Consider the following 19012-nt stretch of genomic DNA (forward strand, 5'->3'; position numbering starts at 1 on the left):
GTGGTGCCGGGCTGATGTCCGGAAGGGAGGCTAGGATCAGCACATGATCCTGGCCTCCCTGCTTTTTGCCTTCCTCGCCGCCGCGCTCCACGTGTACATCTTCACCATGGAATCCCTCACGTGGACCACACCGGCCACCTGGAAACGCTTCGGCCTCGCCTCCCAGGCCGACGCCGAGACCACCAAACCCCTCGCCTACAACCAGGGCTTCTACAACCTGTTCCTGGCAATCGGCGCGTTCATCGGAGTGGGCTGCGTGGCGCTTGGCCCAGACGGGTCAGCGCAGCACGTGGTCGGCTGGACGCTGATCTTCAGCTGCTGCGGCTCCATGCTGCTCGCCGCTGCGGTGCTGGCACTCAGTGGGAAGAAGTACCTCCGCGCCGCGGCGACGCAGGGGGCGACGCCGTTGCTCGCCGTCGTGCTTGGGTTGCTGGCCGTTGTTGGCTGACTGACTTCGGAACCGACCACGGCTGAGGCGACGCACTACCCGTTTTCTGGCCCGCACAACACTTTTCTCGCCGGGAGCACGTCGCGGGCGGACAATTGAGTCAACAGCAGCATCGGCGCTTGTAGGGACTGCACATGAGTGGTGTGAAGGGGCCGGCCCCGCACAGTGAACAGGCGGTCCAGCGCGACCCGGTGATCGACCTTGTCCGGTTCTTCTGCCTGGCCTTGGTGGTGGTGGGCCACTGCATGATGGTCAGCCCCGTCCTCCAGAGGGACGGCACCGTGACCACTGAAAATACGCTGGGCGATCAGCCGTGGTTCGTACCGGTCATCTGGATCTTTATGGTCATGCCGCTGTTCTTCGTGACAGGCGGCACCACCGGGCTGCAGTCCTGGCAGCGGCTGCAGGCCCATGGCGGCACCGGCTTCGAGTTTGCCCAGGCACGGCTTTTGCGGCTGGTCCGCCCGGCGGCGGCACTCCTGGCGGTCATGTTCCTGGGCCTTTCGGCCGCGCTTCTGTTCGGTGTTGACCCCCAGGTGGTCCAGCTGATGGCCACAGGGGCCGGCATGCCCCTGTGGTTCCTCGCCGCCTACCTGGCAGCCCAGCTCAACATCCCGCTCCTGGCCCGGTTCCACAGCCGCGCGCCCTGGCTGACCGTTGCCGTCCTGGCCGCCCTGGTGGTGGCCGTCGACTGCTTCCGCGGGGCCCTCCCCATGCTCGCCTACGCAAATCTTGTCTTCCTGTGGTGCGCCGTGCAGCAACTCGGCTTCCTGATGGCCGACGGTCATTTCGCCAGGCTGTCGCGGTCCGGCCTGGTGGGGATCATCCTGGCGGCCAACCTGCTGCTCGGGCTGGTCACCGGCCTGGGCCTTTACTCCGGAAACATGCTGGTCAACCTCAACCCGCCAAACCTCTGCCTGCTGCTCCTTGGTGTGTCCCAGGCTGCCGTGCTGCAGCTTTTCCGGCCCGTGCTGGGCTGGGTTTCCGGCCTCCGCTGGGTGCGTTCCGTGGTGATGGTTGCCGGCCGCCGCTCCATGACCGTGTACCTCTGGCACCTGCCGCTGCTCGTGGCCATGTCCGGGCTCCTGCTCCTCACAGAATTTCCCAAACCCGCGGCAGGCACCGCTGAATGGTGGTGGGCCCGCCCACTCGTTCTCCTGGGGGTTGTGGCCCTCCTGCTCCCGGTGCTGGGCGCGTTCGGTCGCCTTGAGGAACGTCCGACGGCGTCTGTCCACACCCGCGGCAGGCCCGCCGCCGCGGTGGTGACGGCCGCCGTCGTCGTCTTCATTCCGGTGTCGGACGCTGCCCTCAATGGCCTGACGCTGGGCCTGCTCGGAGGCGGCGCAGCATGCTTTGTGATGGCCGTCCTGTTGCTGGGCAGGATGCCGGAACGCGTTCCCGGCGATGTCGGAGCCGAACGGGCCGCCCACCACGGACGGCAGCCTGATGGGCCATTGCCAGCCGGGCCAAGTAGTGCCAGTGTCGAACCATGACTGAGAACATGATTTCCACTGAGGACAAGTTCAGCCCTGACGTCTCGCTGTCCAGGGATGACGAGCACCACTTCTACGCGTTGCGGGTGGGCGGCAAGATCGCCGTCCAGTCCTTCTTCCGGGACCTGCCCGGCCATGTGGATTTCCTCCATACCGACACCGCCGAAGACTTCAAGGGCCAGGGCCTGGGCAAGGTGCTGGCTCATTTCGCGCTCGACGACGTGGTGGCTTCGGGTAAGCGGATCATCCCGCATTGCCCCTTCATCGCCGGGTACCTCCGCAAACATGAGGGCGGCTACGAACAGCACATCGACTGGCCGGACGACTAGCGCGAACGGTCATTTAGGCCCCCGAAAACGCCCTCCGGAGGGCCCCAAGTGTCCGTTCGCGCGGAGTATTTTGCACCCGATCAGTGACAAGGGCCAGTCAATGACGCGTTCCCGCCTCGAGAAAGCCCGTATTCCCGCAGCTTAAGATAAATAAGTCACTAAAGTTTGACGAAAAGGTTTACCTAAGTAAGGCTTACCTTGCTAAAGACAACCCCACCGTCGAACTAAGGATGACCACTGTGCCGCTGCTGCCCCGTGTTGATGAGATGTATGTGGACGAAAATCGGGTGAGGGAAACCCTGCCCGGGCAGGATTTTGGTTCCCGCGTGGAGCTGGCCCTCGCTGCCACCAACCATCTGTTCAACACCAGGAACTCCACCCGGTACGTGGCGCAGGTGCTGCAGGGCGTCAACGCCGTGGCCACCAAGCTGGACCGCACCACCCGGCCGTTCACCGGCGTCGGGCCTGCCGAAATGAAGGCGCGCATCGGCGCCGTTGACCTGGACCAGCCGCTCCCGGACACCGCCGCGGCCCTGGAGGAACTTGAGACCGTCTATCTCCGGGACGCCATCTACTTCCACGATGCCAAGTACGCGGCCCACCTGAACTGCCCCGTGGTGATCCCGGCGCTGGTAGGGGAGGCCATCCTGTCCGCGGTGAACTCCTCGATGGACACCTGGGACCAGAGCGCCGGGGCCACCATGATCGAGCGCCGGCTCATCGACTGGACCGCCGAACGGCTGCAGCTGGGGGCTGCAGCCGACGGCGTATTCACCTCCGGCGGCAGCCAGTCAAACCTGCAGGCACTGCTGATCGCGCGCAACCACGCCGTTGCCGGGCTGCGGCAAGAGCCGGCCAACGCCGGACTCCGGCTGCCTGCCCTACTGGAAAAACTGCGCATCTTCACGTCAGCGGACAGCCACTTCAGCATCCAGAAGTCCGCGTCCATGCTGGGCATGGGCTTCGACGCCGTCATCTCCGTCCCCTGCACCGCGGACCACAAGATGGACCCGGCAGCGCTCGCCGGGGCCATGGCGGAAACGCACGACGCCGGGCTGGTGCCGATGGCGGTTGTGGCCACCGCCGGAACTACCGACTTCGGTGCGGTGGACCCGCTCGCGGACCTCGCCGCCCTGTCACGTGCCTACGGTGCCTGGTTCCACGTTGATGCGGCATACGGCGGCGGACTGATGGTTTCCGGCCGCTACCGCCACCTGCTGGACGGGACCCGCCTGGCCGATTCCGTCACCGTGGACTTCCACAAAACGTTCTTCCAGCCCGTCAGTTCCAGCGCCCTGCTGGTCCGCGAGCGCGCCATGCTCCAGCACGTCACCTACTACGCGGACTACCTGAACCCGGAAAGCGCCGCCCTGGCCGAGATCCCCAACCAGGTGGACAAGAGCATCCAGACCACCCGGCGTTTTGACGCACTCAAGCTGTGGCTGACCCTGCGCATCATGGGCGCGGATGCCATTGGCGCCCTGTTTGATGAAGCGATCGATCTCGCCGCGCGCGTGGGATCCGTGCTGGCGGCCGACGACGACTTTGAGCTCGCCACCGCTCCGCAGCTCAGTACACTGGTCTTCCGCTACCGGCCGCGGGTCTCCGGTACTGAACTCACCGGCGCTGAGGGTCTCACCGACGCCCATGGGCGGCTTTCCGAGGACGCGGCCGATACCCTCAACCCGGCCATCCGCGCGGCGGTCTTCGCGTCCGGGCAGGCCGTGGTGGCCGGCACCAAGGTGGCCGGCAGGCACTACCTGAAGTTCACCCTCCTCAATGCCGAAGCAACCCTGGAGGACATCAGCGAGATCATCGAACTGTTGCGCCGCACCGGCTCGCAGCTGCTGGCCGGCGACGGTGCCAGCCCCAGCACCAGCGAGGTGTCCGCATGAGCGCCGCGGACTTCAGCAGTTCTGCAGAACCGCACATCTACGACTTCGCCGGGATCGGCGTCGGGCCCTTCAACCTGGGCCTCGCCGCCCTCAGCGAGCCGGTGGACGGGCTGGACGGCGTCTTCCTGGAACAACGGGAATCCTTCGACTGGCACCCCGGCATGATGCTGGAGCCGGCCCATCTCCAGGTGCCGTTTATGGCGGACCTGGTGACGCTGGCCGACCCCACCTCGCCGTATTCATTCCTTAACTTCCTCAAGCAGACCGGGCGGCTCTACCGGTTCTATATCCGCGAAAACTTCTATCCGCTGCGCGCGGAGTACAACCAGTACTGCCAGTGGGTGGCCGGCCAGCTGCGGTCGGTCCGTTTTAGCACAGCTGTGCTGGATATAACGTACGACGCCGGCGTGTACCGCCTTTCGGCGGAAGGTCCGGACGGGCACGAGGTGCTGCTGGCGCGGCGGCTGGTGCTGGGCACCGGCACCTCGCCGTACGTGCCAGCGGCCTGTGACGGAATAGTCGAAGCGGCCGCCAACGGCGGGGGACTTGTCCTCCACAATGCCGATTACCTGTCGAGTAAGAGTGAACTGCAGGCCAAACGCAGCATCACCATCGTGGGCAGCGGCCAGAGCGCCGCGGAAATCTACTACGAGCTCCTGCAGGACATGGACACCTACGGCTACCAGCTGAACTGGGTCACCCGGTCCGGGCGTTTCTTCCCGCTGGAATACACCAAGCTCACCCTGGAGATGACCTCGCCGGAGTACGTGGACTACTTCCATGGGCTGCCTCAGGACCAGCGCGACGGCCTCATCAAGAGCCAGAAGAACCTCTACAAAGGCATCAACTCCGAGCTGATCGACGCCATCTACGACCTCCTGTACACCAAGAGCCTCTCCGGCATGGTGGACACCCAGCTCCTGACCCACTCATCGCTCACCGGTGCTGCGTGGGATCCAGCCGCAGGGTCCCACACCCTGCAGCTCCGCCACGAGGAACAGGGCTCCGAGTATGTGCTGGACAGCGAAGCAGTGGTCCTGGCCACCGGCTACACCTACCGGGAACCGGAATTCCTTGCCGGCATCCAGGACCGGATCGCCAGGGACACCGCCGGCCGGTTCGCCGTGGCACGCGACTACAGCACCGGCGTCGAACGCGGCGAAATCTTCGTCCAGAATGCCGAACTGCACACGCACGGCTTTGTCACCCCGGACCTCGGCATGGCCGCCTACCGCAACTCGTGCATCCTGCGTGAGATCACCGGCCGCGAGGTCTATCCCGTGGAGCGCAGCATCGCGTTCCAGCAGTTCGGCCCGCCGGGTGGCCTGCCCGAATCTGCCGAAGGGCTCGCAACCGGAAAAGCCGGGGTGTCCGTATGAGCTTCACGTTCCGCTGTGTTGACGCACATGCCGATGCACCCCTCCTCCACAGCTGGGTGACCCAGCCGTACGCGTCGTTCTGGGGGATGCTGTCCTCCACCGTTGACGGCGTGGTGGAGGAATACTCGAAAATCCAGGCAACGGGGCATCACCATGCCTTGCTGGGGATCAACGACGACGGCGTCCCCGCCTTCCTGATGGAGGAATACCTGCCGGCCGCCTCGCCACTGGCCGCGGTCTATGCCGTGCAGGAGGGCGACATCGGCATGCACCTGCTGGTGGCGCCGCCGTCGGGGGACCCCAAACCGGGGTACACGGCCGCGGTGATGGACGCCGTGCTGGGGCGCCTGTTCGAAAAGCCAGGCGTGGAACGCGTAGTAGTGGAACCGGATGCCAGGAACTCCAAGATCCATGTGCTCAACGAGCGGCTGGGCTTCCAGCCGGCGGGGGTGGTCACGCTGCCGGACAAGGAAGCGCTGCTCAGCTTCTGCACCCGCCAGGACTACCTCGCCGCCCGCGCAGCGCTGGGCCACCCTCGAGTCCCTTCCCATGACCTTTCCGCCCCGATCCACCAGGGAGCACAACTGTGACTACTACTATCGAGCTGAACCCCACCATTGCCGCGATCGCCGACAGCACCGCCAACACCGTCCCGCACCTGGCGCCTGAGCGCTGGGCCACGGCCAACCGCCACCTGGTCCGCAAGGCACTTGCCGAGTTCCTGCACGAACGCATCCTGGAGCCGCAGCGCCTGGGCTCCGGCCGGGGTACCGCAGGTCAGGAGGAGCCCGCGGGGTACGTGGTCCGCAGCGACGACGGCGCAACGGCGTACTCGTTCACGGCCCGCGTCCTTGAGTTGGAACACTGGTCGGTGGACGCCGGTTCCATCCGCTGCACGCGCGGCGGGGAGGATGCCGCCCCCGATGCCCTTCGCTTTATCACCGAGTTCAAGGACACCCTGGGGATCCGCGAGGAGATGCTCCCGGTCTACCTCGAGGAGATCAGCAGCACGCTGGCCGGCCACTCCTACAAGCAATGGCTGGGACAGCCGTCCGCCGAAGAACTCGTGGCAGGCGTTACCGGCGGAACCGACCCCGCAGCCGACTTCCAGGCCATCGAACGCAGCATGACAGAGGGCCACCCGTGTTTTGTCGCCAACAATGGCAGGCTGGGCTTCGGCATCAGTGACTACCGGGCGTTCGCGCCGGAGACCGGAGCGCCGGTCCGCCTGGAGTGGATCGGGGTCCACCGCAGCAAGGCTGTCTTCACTGCCAGCGCCGGACTGGACTACAGCGCCCACCTGGAGGCGGAGCTCGGCGACGCTGCACTGCAGTCGTTTGACACCGAATTTGTGGCCCAGGGCGTTGACCCCGCGGAGTACTTCCTGATGCCGGTGCACCCTTGGCAGTGGGAGAACAAGCTCACCGTCACGTTCGCGGCCGAGATCGCCCAGCAGCACATCATCCACCTGGGGACGGGGGCTGACAGCTACCAGGCCCAGCAGTCCATCCGCACGTTCTTCAACACGGACGCCCCGGCCAAGAGCTACGTCAAGACGGCGATGTCCGTCCTGAACATGGGCTTTATGCGCGGACTCTCGCCCCAGTACATGAAGGCAACCCCGGCCATCAATGACTGGCTGCAGGACCTGATCCGGTCAGACGCAGCACTGCAGAAGCGCGGCCTGGCCATGATCAGCGAGATCGCGGCGATCGGCTACCACAACAGCTACTACGAGGCCGCGTCCGCCAAAGGCTCGCCCTACGGGAAGATGCTGTCTGCGCTGTGGAGGGAAAGTCCGCTCCCTTTGCTGGAGGGTGGCCAGCAGCTGGCCACCATGGCGTCCCTGCTGCACGTCGATTCGGCCGGCAAGCCGATGGTGTCTGCCCTGATCGAGCGCTCCGGACTGGAACCCGCCGAATGGTTGCGCCGCTACTTCGAGGCCTACCTCGTGCCGCTGGTCCACTGCCTCTACCGGTATGAGCTAGCCTTCATGCCGCACGGCGAGAACGTGATCCTGGTGCTGGAGGACGGTGTGCCCGTGCGGGCCGTTATGAAGGACATCGCCGAGGAAATCGTGGTGATGGGGCGCCGGCTGGACCTGCCCGAGGAGGTGTCACGGATCCAGGTGGATATTCCCGACACCGAAAAGGTGCTGGCCATCTTCACGGATGTGTTCGACTGCATCTTCCGCTTCCTCGGTGCCCTGCTGGTGGAGGACGGGAAACTCAGCGAGGAGGAGTTCTGGGGCACGGCCGCCCGGGTTATCCAGGACTACCAGGCCGAGAACCCGGAGCTCGCTGACCAGTTCGCCCGCCACGACCTGTTCGCCGCGGACTTCGAACTGTCATGCCTGAACCGGTTGCAGCTGCGGAACAACCAGCAGATGCTTGACCTCACCGACCCGTCCGGCGGGCTGCAGATGGCGGGCCGGCTCGCCAACCCGCTTGCCAGGTTCGCCGCCGGCAGATGATCTGGCGCCTCCAAGACAGCGCGAACGTACACTTGAGGCCCTCCGGAGCGGGGCCCCAAGTGTACGTTCGCGCCGGTTCGGCGGCGGTTTCGCACTCCTTGGTTATGGAAGGTCGCCGTTCGAACTTCTCACCCATAGGTCGAACGGCGCGAGGCCGGATCGACACAACATGAAAGTTTTTCCGTAGTCTGGGCGCATGGAGACACCCACCACAGCGCTCGTAACAGGGGCAACCGCAGGCTTGGGAGCTGAGTTCGCCCGCCAACTCGCCCAGGAAGGCCACCACATGGTGTTGGTGGCCCGCGACGCCGCCCGGCTCCAGCAGATTGCTGAAGAACTCGAGCGTGATTACAGCGTTTCCACGGAGGTGCTGTCTGCAGACCTGACGGACGATGCCGGCGTGGCTGCCGTCGTCGGGCGCCTCACGGACGCCGCGCGGCCGGTAGAAGTCCTGGTGAACAACGCGGGAATCGGGCTGCTGCATTCCTTCGAAAACAATTCCTTGGACGACGAGAAAAGGCACCTGCGGCTGCACGTGGAGACTCCGATGGAGCTCTGCCACGCCGCCCTGCAGGGGATGCTTGAACGGCATTCCGGCCGGATCATCAACGTGGCCAGCGTGGCGGCTTTCGCCAACCGCGGCAGCTACTCGGCTGCGAAGGCCTGGCAGGTCAGCTTCAGCCGCTGGGCCAACCTTGCCTATGGACCGAAGGGCGTGCACGTCACGGCGTTGTGCCCCGGATTCACGCACACCGAATTCCATGACCGGATGGGCATGGACAAGTCGGTCGCCCCGCACTGGATGTGGCTGCGGGCTGACTGGGTGGTCCGGGACGGCCTGGCGGACAACGCCCGCGGGAAGGGCGTTTCGATCCCCACCAAACGTTACAAACTGGTGGCTGCCATCTCGCGCGTGCTGCCGGCGCGGTTTACCTCCGGGCCGCCACGGCGTCCGAAGCAGTAGTTTTCCGTGGTGCGCGCACAGCCACCACCACAGCGATACCGATCACGGCGCCCACAAAGGTTTCCACCGCGCGCTCCGTGACCAGGAGGCCCGGGTCCGCGGGCGCGGCAAGCTGCGTCATCAGCAGGATCACCGGGGTGAAAAAGACCATGGCCCAGCCGTAGTGCCGCGCCATAAACAGCTCGGTGGGGAACTGGAACGCGATCACCAGCAGCGCCAGCACGGCGGCCGTATGGCCAGGGAAATACTGCAACGGGGACAGCGGCCCCGGAAAGAGTACGACGGCGACCAGCGCCAACCCGACGAACGTCCCCACGATGCGGTGGATGCCGCGGTGGACGCGGCTGGGCAGGTCGGCTCCGGCGAGGGGGACGGCGGCAGCGGCCATGGCCCAGTGCGGGTGTCCGCTGCCGCTCAGCACTCCGCAGGCGCCGGCGGCACCGACGGCCAGGACATAGCGGGCGGCGTGCACCAGTGCGGCCTGCCGGAGTTCACCCCTGAGACGCGGAACGTCCCGCATGGCGCCAGCCTGCCAGGCCCGTACCCGCAGCCAGCCGGCGAAGCCCACAAAGATTGAGAAGGCAGCCGAGGCTGCACCGATCAGCACTGCCGTCAGGAAGGGCACGCTTGTCGGGACCGAGGCGCAGGCGCCTAATGCAAGGATGCCGAAGAACGGTCCGTTCGGCTTGAGCCGCACCTTGTCGGAGAACAGGGACCCTGCGCCGGCCAGCAAGGCCTCCACCAGCACCAGCCACCAGGAGTGGATGTGGTTGACGGACAGGAACACGCCCACCGTAATGCCGCTGACCAGGACCGCCGCCGCCTGGGCCTGGTGCTTGAGGCGCAGCTGATGGGATTCCGAGCGCCCGTACATGCCGGTCAAGGCACCGAATACTGCGTACATGGTGAGCTCGGGGCGGCCGATGGCTAGGAGCACCAGCGAGGGCACTGCCACGCTGAGGGCAACCCGTATGGCCGAGAGCCGGTCGTTGTTCGCCGGGCCCAAGGCGTGCAGGGTGCGGGCATGGACCATGACTCTGCGCACAGCCAACACCACCTATCAATCAGAGCCTTGTTCGAAAATTAGCAGAAGCCCGGAAGAGTGACCATTAGCTGGGTCACAGGGCGTCGCGTAGGGCCGGGCACGGCTAAGGCCCGCCCTGCGTGCTTCCACCAAGGGAAGCGCGCAGGACGGGCCTTTGAGCGCGGGCTACAAGACGGCCCAGTCAGGCCGGTTTGTTGTTGCGGTGCTTAACTGTGGTGCTTAGGCTCCGGCCGGAACCTTGGCGGCCGCGGCATCGGTGACGTCCTGGGATTCGAACGGCATGTCGGCCAGATCGATCAGCGGGTTCTCGTCCTGGGTGGCAACCAGTTCCTTGGCCTCCGCCTGGGTGTCCACGCTCGGCATGGAGCCGGGCAGCGGACGCTTGGCTGATTCCTTCAGGAAGTAGATGGCCACAGCCCCGAAGGCTGAAGTCACCATGAGGTAGTACGCCGGCATCATGTCATCGCCGGTGGCCTTGATCAGCGCAGCAACGATGAACGGGGTGGTGCCCCCGAAGATGGCAACGGCGAAGTTGTAGGCGATACCCATGGCGCTGTACCTGTTGGCTGTCGGGAACTGTGCGGGCAATGCCGATGCGAGGTTCGCAACATAGAACGTCACCGGGAAGGCGATCAGCGAGAGGCCTGCCAGAGTGGACCAGACCTCACCAACACCGATGAGGAGGAAGGCCGGCGTAGCCAGCACCACGGTGCTGATGGCGCCGATCCACAGGACCGGCCGGCGGCCGATGCGGTCGGACAACTTGCCCGTCAGCGGGATGCACAACGCCATGATGACCAGCACGGGGATGGTCAGGAGCGTGCCGTGGACCTCGTCGTAGCCCTTGGACTCGGTGAGGTACGTGGGCATGTAGGACGTCAGGGCGTAGCCGGCGGTGTTAGCAGCGGCCACAAGGATCATCGCCACGAGTAGCGAGCGCCAATAAGCCTTGACGATTCCGACCGGAGTCTTGGCGGCGTCAACGTCAGCTGCTGCTGCGGCCTGTCCGATGGATTCCTGCGCGTCCAGGGTGGCCTGGAACTGAGGGGATTCCTCGATCTTGTTCCGGAAGTAGATCGCGATGAGGCCCAACGGACCTGCGATCAGGAATGGAATGCGCCAGCCCCATTCCTCCATGGTGGTCTGGCCCAGGGTCAGCTGCAGGACGGAAACCAGCGCCGCACCCAGGGCAAATCCGAGGTAGCTGCCCATGTCCAGGAAGCTTGCAAAGAATCCACGGCGCTTGTCCGGAGCGTATTCGCTGACGAACGTGGTGGCGCCGGCGTATTCACCGCCGGTGGAGAAGCCCTGGATGAGCTTCAGGATTACCAGCAGCGCCGCGGCCCAGATGCCGATCTGCGCGTATCCGGGCAGGAGTCCGACGGCGAACGTGCTCGCCGCCATGATCATGAGTGTTGCGGCGAGTACTTTTTGGCGCCCGATCTTGTCGCCGAGCCAGCCGAACACGATGCCGCCGAGTGGACGGGCGATGAACGTGGCGGCGAAGGTTCCAAGCAGGAACAGCGTCTGGACGGACTTGTCGGCTTCGGGAAGGAAGACGGGTCCCATGGTGGTGATCAGGTAGCCGAATACGCCGACGTCGAACCATTCCATGGTGTTACCCACGATGGTTCCGCCGAGCGCTTTCTTAAGCATGGGCTGGTTGACCACATTCACGTCGGACTCTTTGAGTCGGCGACGCGTAAGGATCTTAGGTTTCCGCGCGCTTGTTGGCGCGGCGGGTCGTGCGTTGTTGGGTCCTGCATCGTTGGGTCGGCCGGCGTTGTTCACGCCTGCTGAAGAGTCGGTCGTGCTTCGGTCTGTGGGCATTTGGGCGACTCCTATGGAGGTCATTTGCTTGCGACTTGTAGCTGCCCCGCTCTGGGCAGGCCTTCAATTTTACGCGGTTTCCATGGCAATTGAGAGTTTCATGCCGTAAAGTTCCCTCGTTAGAGAGCGTTTCCACTGGCTTTGAGCGATTTCTTTTGGCGGCTCTCGCCCCGTCGTTACTGGGATTATGGCGATTCGGGCTCACCGTTATCGAATCTTTTTGATCCGGACGCATTTTCGGGACCACTTTTCCCCTGAATCACGCGGAAAAGTGACAGCCGCCACGGCCGTCCGGCCGCCGTCCTGCCTTCCTAGCAGACCGCCATCCGTCCCATATACGGGCCGGAAGCCGGGGGTTCACAATCGAGCCTGAAACTGCCTATTGTTGATCCATGGGAACACTGATTTTTGAGTAGGCGGACGCCTGCGGCCTGGTACCACCGGCCCCGTCCAGCTGACCTCGTCAGACACACTGATTCTCCTCAGAAAGGTTCCACCAAATGACTGAAAACAACACTCCCACCCAGCCCGACTCCGCGCAGGACGACGCCGACGCCAAGGGCATCCGGGCCGGGCTCACCGAAGCACAGCGGGCCATGCTCGCCAGCAAATCCCGGGGCGGCGACGCCGGGCTGCAGAGCGTCGGCAAGAGCCACAAGCCCACCCACGCCAGCGGCAAGCAGGGCCCGGCGGAGAAGAAGGTCCGCTGGTAATTCCAGCGCCCGGACAGCAAGCCAGACCTACTATTGGTAACCACTTCATTTCATTGCGGAAGGAAGAAAAAATGGCTGAAAAACATGCTGGAGCAAAGATCGAACCGGAGGTCGCTGGCCATCTCGCGGCAGCCATGGACACCCCGTCCATGCCGGACCCGGCCACCATCGCGGTGACAACCGCGATGGCCGGCGAACGCCACTGGCCGGACGGCAACGGCAAGCGCCTGCACCCCAAAGAGCGGGGTGAAGGCCACGGCCGTATGGGCCAGGAAGCTGCAGTCACGGCCGTGCACCGCACCGGCCGCCCCCAGATGCCGCACTCGTCCTAGGCGCAATCCCGCTGACGACGCGGATCTAACCTGACGACACACAAACGGCTTGGCGTCACCCGAATTCGGGTGACGCCAAGCCGTTTCTGTGTCCCAGGAAAATTTGCGCGTCATGGGCGAGTCGTGGATGCTACCCCTCCGGCACTACTTCGTCCGGGGATTTGTCCAGCCGCCAGCCCCGCCACACCGGATGCCTGAGCTTGCCGCTGCCCGTCCATTCCCCGAAAGTCACCTCTCCGACCATCCGGGGCGTCACCCAGTGGGCGTCCGAGGCGTCCTCGTGGGGAACGTCGTCGAACGGTGACGTCTTGCGGGCCAGATCGTCCACCTTCCGCCGGAGTTCCTCCAGTTCGCGCATGCTGAACCCACTACCCACCCGGCCCACATAGCGCAGCTTGTTGCCCTCGGGGATGCCCACCAGCAGCGAACCTACCGAACTCTGCCGCCCACCCTTGCCCGGCCGCCAGCCACCAACCACCACTTCCTGGGTCTGCTCCAGCTTGATCTTGATCCACGTCCGGGTCCGTTGCCCGCTGACGTAGCGGCTGTCGGTCCGCTTGGCCATCACGCCTTCGAGGCCCAGTTCCTGGGCGCTTTCCAGGATGTGCTCGATCCTCTCGTCCAGGACGGTGGACAGCTCCACGGGACACTCCGACGCAAGATGGAATGCGTCCAAGCGCACCCGCCGCTTCGCGAAAGGCAGCCGGCGAAGGTCCTCGCCGCCGTCAGACAGGAGGTCAAAAAGCATGAGTCGGACCGGAATCGCTGCGCGGGCCCTTGCGACGTCGCCGGGCCGGGTCAGCTTCATTCGCCCCTGGAGCAGCCCGAAGTCGGGCTTTCCGGAAGGCCCGACGGCGATGATCTCACCGTCGGCGACGAACGGCCCCGCCGGCCAGAAAGACCGGTCCGTCAGTTCTGGGTAGGTTGCCGTGACATCGATGCCGTTGCGGCTGAAGATGCGGACGTTCTTTTCGTCCGCGACCAGCAGGGCACGCACGCCGTCCCACTTCAGCTCAAACTGCCAGTCGCTGCCGTGGAGGTCGGCGGCGGTGCCGGACGTTGCCATCATGGGACTGAAATCCTCCGCACGAAGTGGCAGGGAAGGCGCGGCCGTGGCCGGGGAAACTTCGGCGGCAGGCTCAGTCCCGGAAGTGCCGCCCGCCGCCGAATCACCTGCCGGGGAATCCGCCGTCGAATCACCTGCCGCGGAATCCGCCGTCGAAGCATCGTCCGGTTCCTCCGCCGGTTCATCCTCCATGTGGGCCCGCCGCGGATGGAACGTGTGGTGGTCCTTGTCCATCAGGTGGATGAGCCATTGCCCTTCGGCGTCCTTGCCCTGCCCGCGGCCGGTATGGATGAGGGCGAACTTCCTGGTTCCGCCGAGGCCCCCGCCCTCAGAGCCCGTCAGGGTGGCGATGACCTCCCGGCCGTTGATCCATTTCTCCAGCTCATACGTGCCGTGGTCCCAGATGGTAACTTCGCCGGCGCCGTACTGGCCTTTGGGAATGGTGCCTTCAAAAGTGGCGTAGTCCAAAGGATGGTCCTCGGTCTGGACCGCCAGGTGGTTCTTCCCACCGGATTCCGGGACGCCCTTCGGCAGGGCCCAGGACACCAGGACACCCTCGTGCTCCAGCCGGAAGTCGAAGTGGAGCCTGCTCGCATGGTGCTCCTGAATCACGAAGGTGTCCCCATTTCCGGTGGCGCCGGAGAACGGTTCCGGCGTCGCATTGGGATCCCGCATCGACCGGTACCGCTCCAGCCGGGCGTGCGCGCCGCCGTCGTCCGTCTTCCCGTCGGGAGGGATCCCAGCGTCTCCCGGGTGCCCGGCACCGCGGCCGACGGCGGCGAAGGGGTCCTTGCCTGCCTTCACCCGGCGCAGCACGGCGTCGTAGTCGAGGTGCTGCAGCTTGGGGGAGCCGATCTCTTCCCAGGTCCGCGGGGCAGCCACCGTGGGGGTGAGGCGGCCGCGCAGGGAGTACGGGACGATGGTGGTTTTGGCGGCGCTGTTCTGGCTCCAGTCCACCAGCACCTTGCCTTTGCGCAGCGTTTTTTTCATGTCACTGACGGCGAGATCGGGGTGGTCCGCTTCCAATGCGCGGGCCAGTTCGTGGGCAAAGTCCGAGATCTGATCGGAGGTCTGCGTGCCGTCAAGGCCGGCGTAAAGGTGGATGCCCTTGCTGCCGCTGGTCACCGGCACAGGATCCAGGCCCACGTCCTGCAGGATGGCCCTTGCCAGGAACGCAACCTCGGCGCATTCCTCCAGGCCTGCGCCGTCGCCGGGATCGAGGTCCAGGACCAGGCGGTCCGGATTGAGCTGCTTGCCGTGTGAGTCCACCTGCCACTGGGGGACATGGATTTCCAGGGAATTGATCTGGCCGAACCAGGTGAGCGTGGCGGGATCGTTCACCATCGGGTAGTAGATGGTCCGGTCCTTGTGCTTGATGGCAGCCCGGGGGAGCCAGCCGGGCGCTGAATCCTCCAGGTTCTTCTGGAAGAACACTTCGCCGGGCTGCCCGGCGGTGCCCACGCCGTTGACCCACCGCTTGCGGGTGGCGGGGCGGTTGGCCGCCGCGGGAATCAGGATATGGGCCACGGCGGCGTAGTAGGCCAGGACGTCGGCCTTGGTGGTGCCGGTCTCCGGGTAGATGATTTTGTCCAGGTTGGTGAGGGTCAGTTCCCGGCCCGCCACCCTGACACGCTCCTTAGGACCGGCCATGGGTCTTCACCTCCGGCCCCGCGTGATGTTCACTTGAGGGATGAGAGCCATCTGGAAAGGTGCCATTGCGTTTGGCCTGGTGAACGTGCCCGTGAAGGTCTACAGCGCCACCGAGGACCACGACATCAGCCTCCACCAGGTCCACAATGCCGACGGCGGCCGGATCCGGTACCAGCGCCGCTGCGAGGTGTGCAGCAAGATCATCGATTATTCGGACATCGACAAGGCATTCGAGGACGACGGCCGGACGGTGGTCCTGTCCAAGGAGGAGCTTAAATCCATCCCGGCGGAGAACAGCCACGAGATCGAGGTGGTCCAGTTTGTTCCGTCCGAACAGCTCGAACCCATGATGTTCGAGAAGAGCTACTACCTGGAGCCGGATTCCAAGTCGCCCAAGGCCTACGTCCTGCTGCGCAGGGCGCTTGAGGATACGGACCGGGTGGCCATCGTCCAGTTTGCCCTGCGCGAGAAGACCCGGCTGGGGGCGCTGCGCATCAAGGACGACGTCCTGGTCCTGCAGTCCTTGCTGTGGCCCGATGAGGTCCGGGAGGCCAGCTTCCCGGCCCTGGACACGTCCATCCGGATTTCCGCCCAGGAACGCGAAATGTCCGCCGCCCTGGTGGAGTCCATGGCCGCCGATTTCGAACCCGAGCACTTCACTGATGACTATCAGGTCCAGCTCCGAAAGCTCATCGAGGCCAAGCTGGAGAAGGGCGATTCGCTCGATACCGACGAAACGTTCGGCGCCGAAGCGGGTGAGGGCGGCAACGGCGAGGTCATCGACCTGATGGAGGCGCTGAAGCGCAGCCTGGAGCGGAAGCGTGGCGGCGGGAAGCCTGCCGCCAGTGAGGATGCGGGCACCGCGGATGCGGCTTCCGGGGACGCGGACGACGCCGGCACGGAAGAAAGTGCCGACAGTTCCGGCGGGAAGGCTCCCGCCAGAGCCGGTGCCAAGACGGCGGGGGCGAGGACGACGGGTGCCAAGACGGCTGCGGCGAAGTCCTCCGGAACCAAAACTGCAGCCAAGGCCGCCGCTGCGAAACCTGCGGCGAAGGCCACCACCACGCGGGCGCGAAAGGGGGCTTGATGCGGTGCGCGAACACGTTGCGTTGGGGGAGATGGCCGCCGCCTAGGAGTTCCGCAGGGCGGAGATAAGCTCGCTCTTCTTTTTGGCTGAGTAACCGGTGAGGCCTATCTCCTTGGCTTTGGTCTTCAGCTGCGGGACGGTCCAATCCTCGTAATCGCCGGATTTGCCGCCCTTGCGCCCCACCGCGGAGCGGCCTTTGTTGGCGGCCGCGTTGGAGATGCGGGCGGCCTTCTGCTTGGACGCTCCGTCTTCGCGCAGTTCCTCGTAGAGTTCGGGATCTTTCAGGCTCGGGTTTTTCTTTCCGGGCATGTCGTCCTCCTTCACAGGGTCCTGCCGAAATCCTGGCCGCTGTCGCACCGTATTGGCTGGTCAGGCTTCCACGCTAATTCCGGGACTCTGGAAACACAAGGAATCACTAAGGTTGCTTGCTTCCCCGGGGAGACCGTAGCTGCAGACGCTTTACAGCCCGCGCCGCTGCGGCCACAATGGGTCGCATTACAGCCCTGTGGAACAGCGTTCTGTCGCTCGAAGCCTGTCAAGGGAAAAGCCTGTCAAAGGAGAGGGGCGCCACCATGAATGACAAAGCGGACGTAGACGAGGCAGACCGGGCACTGAAGCAAAAGCACCGGGCTATGTGGGCCTCGGGGGATTACCCTGCACTGGCCAGTGAACTGGTACAGGACCTCGGGGCCATCCTGGTTGATGCCTGCGGAATCAAGTCGAAGCAGCACGTTTTGGACGTGGCGGCCGGTGCCGGCAACGCGGCCATCCCTGCGGCCATGATGGGTGCGCATGTGGTGGCCAGCGACCTCACCCCGGAACTGTTCGACGCCGGGCGCCGGCAGGCTGCCGATCGCGGCGTCGGGCTTGAATGGGTGGAAGCAGACGCCGAGGCGCTGCCGTTCGAGGACAATTCGTTTGACGTGGTCACGTCCTGCCTGGGCGTGATGTTCGCGCCGCACCATCAGGCCGGAGCGGACGAAATTGTCCGGGTGTGCAAACCCGGCGGCACCATCGGCCTGCTCAGCTGGACGCCCGAAGGCTTCATTGGAAGGATGTTTGCCGCCATGAAGCCGTTCGCGCCGCCGCCTCCGCCCGGAGCCCAGCCGCCGCCCCTGTGGGGCAGTGAGGACCACGTGCGGGAACTCTTCGGCGACCGGATAACGGATATCCAGGCGAAAAAGCGCACATTGGCCATCCGCAGTTTCCACCAGCCGGAGGACTTCCTGCGCTATTTCAAGTCCCACTACGGTCCCACCATCTCGGTGTACAAGTTCATCGGCAACGACCAGGACAAGGTCCAGGCGCTGGACATGGCCCTCACCGAACTTGCCGACTCCTTCGGTGACGCGCACGGCGACGCCGCGTGGCAGATGGAATGGGAATACTTGCTGTTCACCGCCAAGGAGGCCAAATAATGCCCGCGAACCTTATGGCCACATCCACCATCACCATTGATGCTCCGGCGGACCGCGTCTGGACGGTCATCACCGATCCGGCCGCCGTGAAGGAATTTATGTTCGGCGCGGACCTGGAAACCGACTGGACGGAGGGTAGCCCCATCGCGTGGCGCGGCGAGTGGGAAGGCAAACCCTACGAGGATAAGGGCGAGATCCTTGAGGTGGATCCCGGCCGCAAGCTGGTCCACACGCACTTCAGTCCGCTGGGCGGCCAGGAGGACAAGCCGGAAAATTACCACACGCTCACCTGGACCCTCGAGGGCCAGGACGGTGCAACAGTGCTTACGCTCTCGCAGGACAACAACGCCAACGAGGACGCGGCGGAACACTCCAAGGGTATGTGGGACATGCTCGTGGCGGACGTGAAGAAGATCGCCGAACGCGGCTAACCGCCCCAACTGAGTAGCAGCACATGTCGTTATGAGCCTCCATAACGACACCTACTGCGACCTAGTTGGGCCAGACGCTTAACAGCCAGCGGCCGCCGTCGTACCTTCCCTAAAAGAGGGACAGGCGCGACGGCGGCCGCTGGCGTCAGGCTGTTTACTCGGCGTCGTGGTCCGTTTCCAGGATCTGGACCAGACGCTCCAGGGCGTCATCCGCGCCTGTACCTTCGGCGCGGAGCACCACAACATCGCCGTGGGCGGCACCCAGGCTCATGAGGGACAGGATGCTCGCGGCGTCCATCGCCTCATCGACCGGCTCGCCTTGGCGGGCGATGGTGATGTCCAGGTCGAACTCGCCGGCGGCCTCGGCAAAGATGGCGGCGGGGCGGGCGTGCAAGCCTACTCGGCTGGCGACGGTTGCGGTGCGTTCTGACATTATTGCTCCTTTTTGTCTTTCGGCGC

General features: G+C 64.9%; 18 protein-coding genes. 13 read left to right on the top strand and 5 right to left on the bottom strand.

Annotated elements, in window-relative coordinates:
- Window positions 1-43: 43 nt before the first annotated feature.
- The 8 genes from ACZY1F_RS12250 (at window position 44) to ACZY1F_RS12285 (ending at window position 8981) form a co-directional block, all read left to right on the top strand.
- On the top strand, window positions 44-448 hold the full coding sequence (locus ACZY1F_RS12250) for a DUF1304 domain-containing protein (protein ID WP_463941948.1): 405 nt from the start codon (window positions 44-46) through the stop codon (window positions 446-448).
- A gap of 134 nt (window positions 449-582) precedes the next feature.
- Window positions 583-1941 (top strand): acyltransferase family protein, encoded by a 1359-nt coding sequence (locus ACZY1F_RS12255; protein ID WP_463941949.1) that lies wholly within the window; start codon window positions 583-585, stop codon window positions 1939-1941.
- On the top strand, window positions 1938-2270 hold the full coding sequence (locus tag ACZY1F_RS12260) for a GNAT family N-acetyltransferase (protein WP_463941950.1): 333 nt from the start codon (window positions 1938-1940) through the stop codon (window positions 2268-2270). Before ACZY1F_RS12255 ends, ACZY1F_RS12260 begins: the two co-directional genes overlap by 4 nt.
- 266 nt (window positions 2271-2536) lie before the next feature.
- The gene (locus ACZY1F_RS12265; protein WP_463942236.1) at window positions 2537-4165 is read left to right on the top strand and encodes a pyridoxal phosphate-dependent decarboxylase family protein; all 1629 of its coding nucleotides are present in this window, start codon (window positions 2537-2539) and stop codon (window positions 4163-4165) included.
- Window positions 4162-5544 carry a lysine N(6)-hydroxylase/L-ornithine N(5)-oxygenase family protein gene (locus tag ACZY1F_RS12270; RefSeq protein WP_463941951.1) on the top strand — a complete coding sequence of 461 codons (1383 nt, stop codon included), beginning with the start codon at window positions 4162-4164 and terminating at the stop codon, window positions 5542-5544. The genes ACZY1F_RS12265 and ACZY1F_RS12270 overlap by 4 nt, the downstream gene beginning before the upstream one ends.
- Complete coding sequence (locus ACZY1F_RS12275) at window positions 5541-6134, top strand: GNAT family N-acetyltransferase (protein ID WP_463941952.1); 594 nt, start codon at window positions 5541-5543, stop codon at window positions 6132-6134. The genes ACZY1F_RS12270 and ACZY1F_RS12275 overlap by 4 nt, the downstream gene beginning before the upstream one ends.
- Window positions 6131-8017 carry an IucA/IucC family protein gene (locus ACZY1F_RS12280; protein WP_463941953.1) on the top strand — a complete coding sequence of 629 codons (1887 nt, stop codon included), beginning with the start codon at window positions 6131-6133 and terminating at the stop codon, window positions 8015-8017. The genes ACZY1F_RS12275 and ACZY1F_RS12280 overlap by 4 nt, the downstream gene beginning before the upstream one ends.
- A 196-nt stretch (window positions 8018-8213) precedes the next feature.
- On the top strand, window positions 8214-8981 hold the full coding sequence (locus ACZY1F_RS12285; protein WP_463941954.1) for an SDR family NAD(P)-dependent oxidoreductase: 768 nt from the start codon (window positions 8214-8216) through the stop codon (window positions 8979-8981).
- On the opposite strand, the gene ACZY1F_RS12290 is transcribed toward ACZY1F_RS12285, so the two are convergent.
- A complete protein-coding gene (locus ACZY1F_RS12290) occupies window positions 8947-10026 on the bottom strand; it encodes an FUSC family protein (protein WP_463941955.1) in 1080 nt (359 codons plus the stop codon). The two genes, ACZY1F_RS12285 and ACZY1F_RS12290, sit on opposite strands and share 35 nt — an antisense overlap.
- 219 nt (window positions 10027-10245) lie before the next feature.
- Window positions 10246-11856 (bottom strand): MFS transporter, encoded by a 1611-nt coding sequence (locus ACZY1F_RS12295; protein WP_463941956.1) that lies wholly within the window; start codon window positions 11854-11856, stop codon window positions 10246-10248.
- A 500-nt stretch (window positions 11857-12356) separates the two neighbouring features.
- Between ACZY1F_RS12295 and ACZY1F_RS12300 the strand changes: the two genes are divergently transcribed.
- Both ACZY1F_RS12300 and ACZY1F_RS12305 read left to right on the top strand, forming a co-directional pair.
- The gene (locus ACZY1F_RS12300; RefSeq protein WP_463941957.1) at window positions 12357-12569 is read left to right on the top strand and encodes a hypothetical protein; all 213 of its coding nucleotides are present in this window, start codon (window positions 12357-12359) and stop codon (window positions 12567-12569) included.
- A gap of 71 nt (window positions 12570-12640) precedes the next feature.
- A complete protein-coding gene (locus tag ACZY1F_RS12305; protein ID WP_463941958.1) occupies window positions 12641-12901 on the top strand; it encodes a hypothetical protein in 261 nt (86 codons plus the stop codon).
- 130 nt (window positions 12902-13031) lie between these two features.
- On the opposite strand, the gene ACZY1F_RS12310 is transcribed toward ACZY1F_RS12305, so the two are convergent.
- The gene (locus ACZY1F_RS12310; protein WP_463941959.1) at window positions 13032-15617 is read right to left on the bottom strand and encodes an ATP-dependent DNA ligase; all 2586 of its coding nucleotides are present in this window, start codon (window positions 15615-15617) and stop codon (window positions 13032-13034) included.
- A gap of 40 nt (window positions 15618-15657) precedes the next feature.
- Between ACZY1F_RS12310 and ku the strand changes: the two genes are divergently transcribed.
- Window positions 15658-16704, top strand: a complete 1047-nt coding sequence (gene ku, locus ACZY1F_RS12315) for a non-homologous end joining protein Ku (protein ID WP_463941960.1) — start codon at window positions 15658-15660, stop codon at window positions 16702-16704.
- A 42-nt stretch (window positions 16705-16746) separates the two neighbouring features.
- On the opposite strand, the gene ACZY1F_RS12320 is transcribed toward ku, so the two are convergent.
- Window positions 16747-17013, bottom strand: a complete 267-nt coding sequence (locus ACZY1F_RS12320; protein ID WP_463941961.1) for a DUF7218 family protein — start codon at window positions 17011-17013, stop codon at window positions 16747-16749.
- 263 nt (window positions 17014-17276) lie between these two features.
- On the opposite strand from ACZY1F_RS12320, the gene ACZY1F_RS12325 reads away from it, so the two are divergent.
- Both ACZY1F_RS12325 and ACZY1F_RS12330 read left to right on the top strand, forming a co-directional pair.
- Window positions 17277-18122 (top strand): class I SAM-dependent methyltransferase, encoded by an 846-nt coding sequence (locus tag ACZY1F_RS12325; RefSeq protein ID WP_463941962.1) that lies wholly within the window; start codon window positions 17277-17279, stop codon window positions 18120-18122.
- Window positions 18122-18553 (top strand): SRPBCC domain-containing protein, encoded by a 432-nt coding sequence (locus ACZY1F_RS12330; protein ID WP_463941963.1) that lies wholly within the window; start codon window positions 18122-18124, stop codon window positions 18551-18553. Before ACZY1F_RS12325 ends, ACZY1F_RS12330 begins: the two co-directional genes overlap by 1 nt.
- Window positions 18554-18707: 154 nt before the next feature.
- Here ACZY1F_RS12330 and ACZY1F_RS12335 read toward each other — a convergent pair whose 3' ends face one another.
- The gene (locus ACZY1F_RS12335) at window positions 18708-18986 is read right to left on the bottom strand and encodes an HPr family phosphocarrier protein (RefSeq protein WP_193340868.1); all 279 of its coding nucleotides are present in this window, start codon (window positions 18984-18986) and stop codon (window positions 18708-18710) included.
- Window positions 18987-19012 lie beyond the last annotated feature (26 nt).

Source organism: Pseudarthrobacter xylosi (assembly GCF_055412765.1).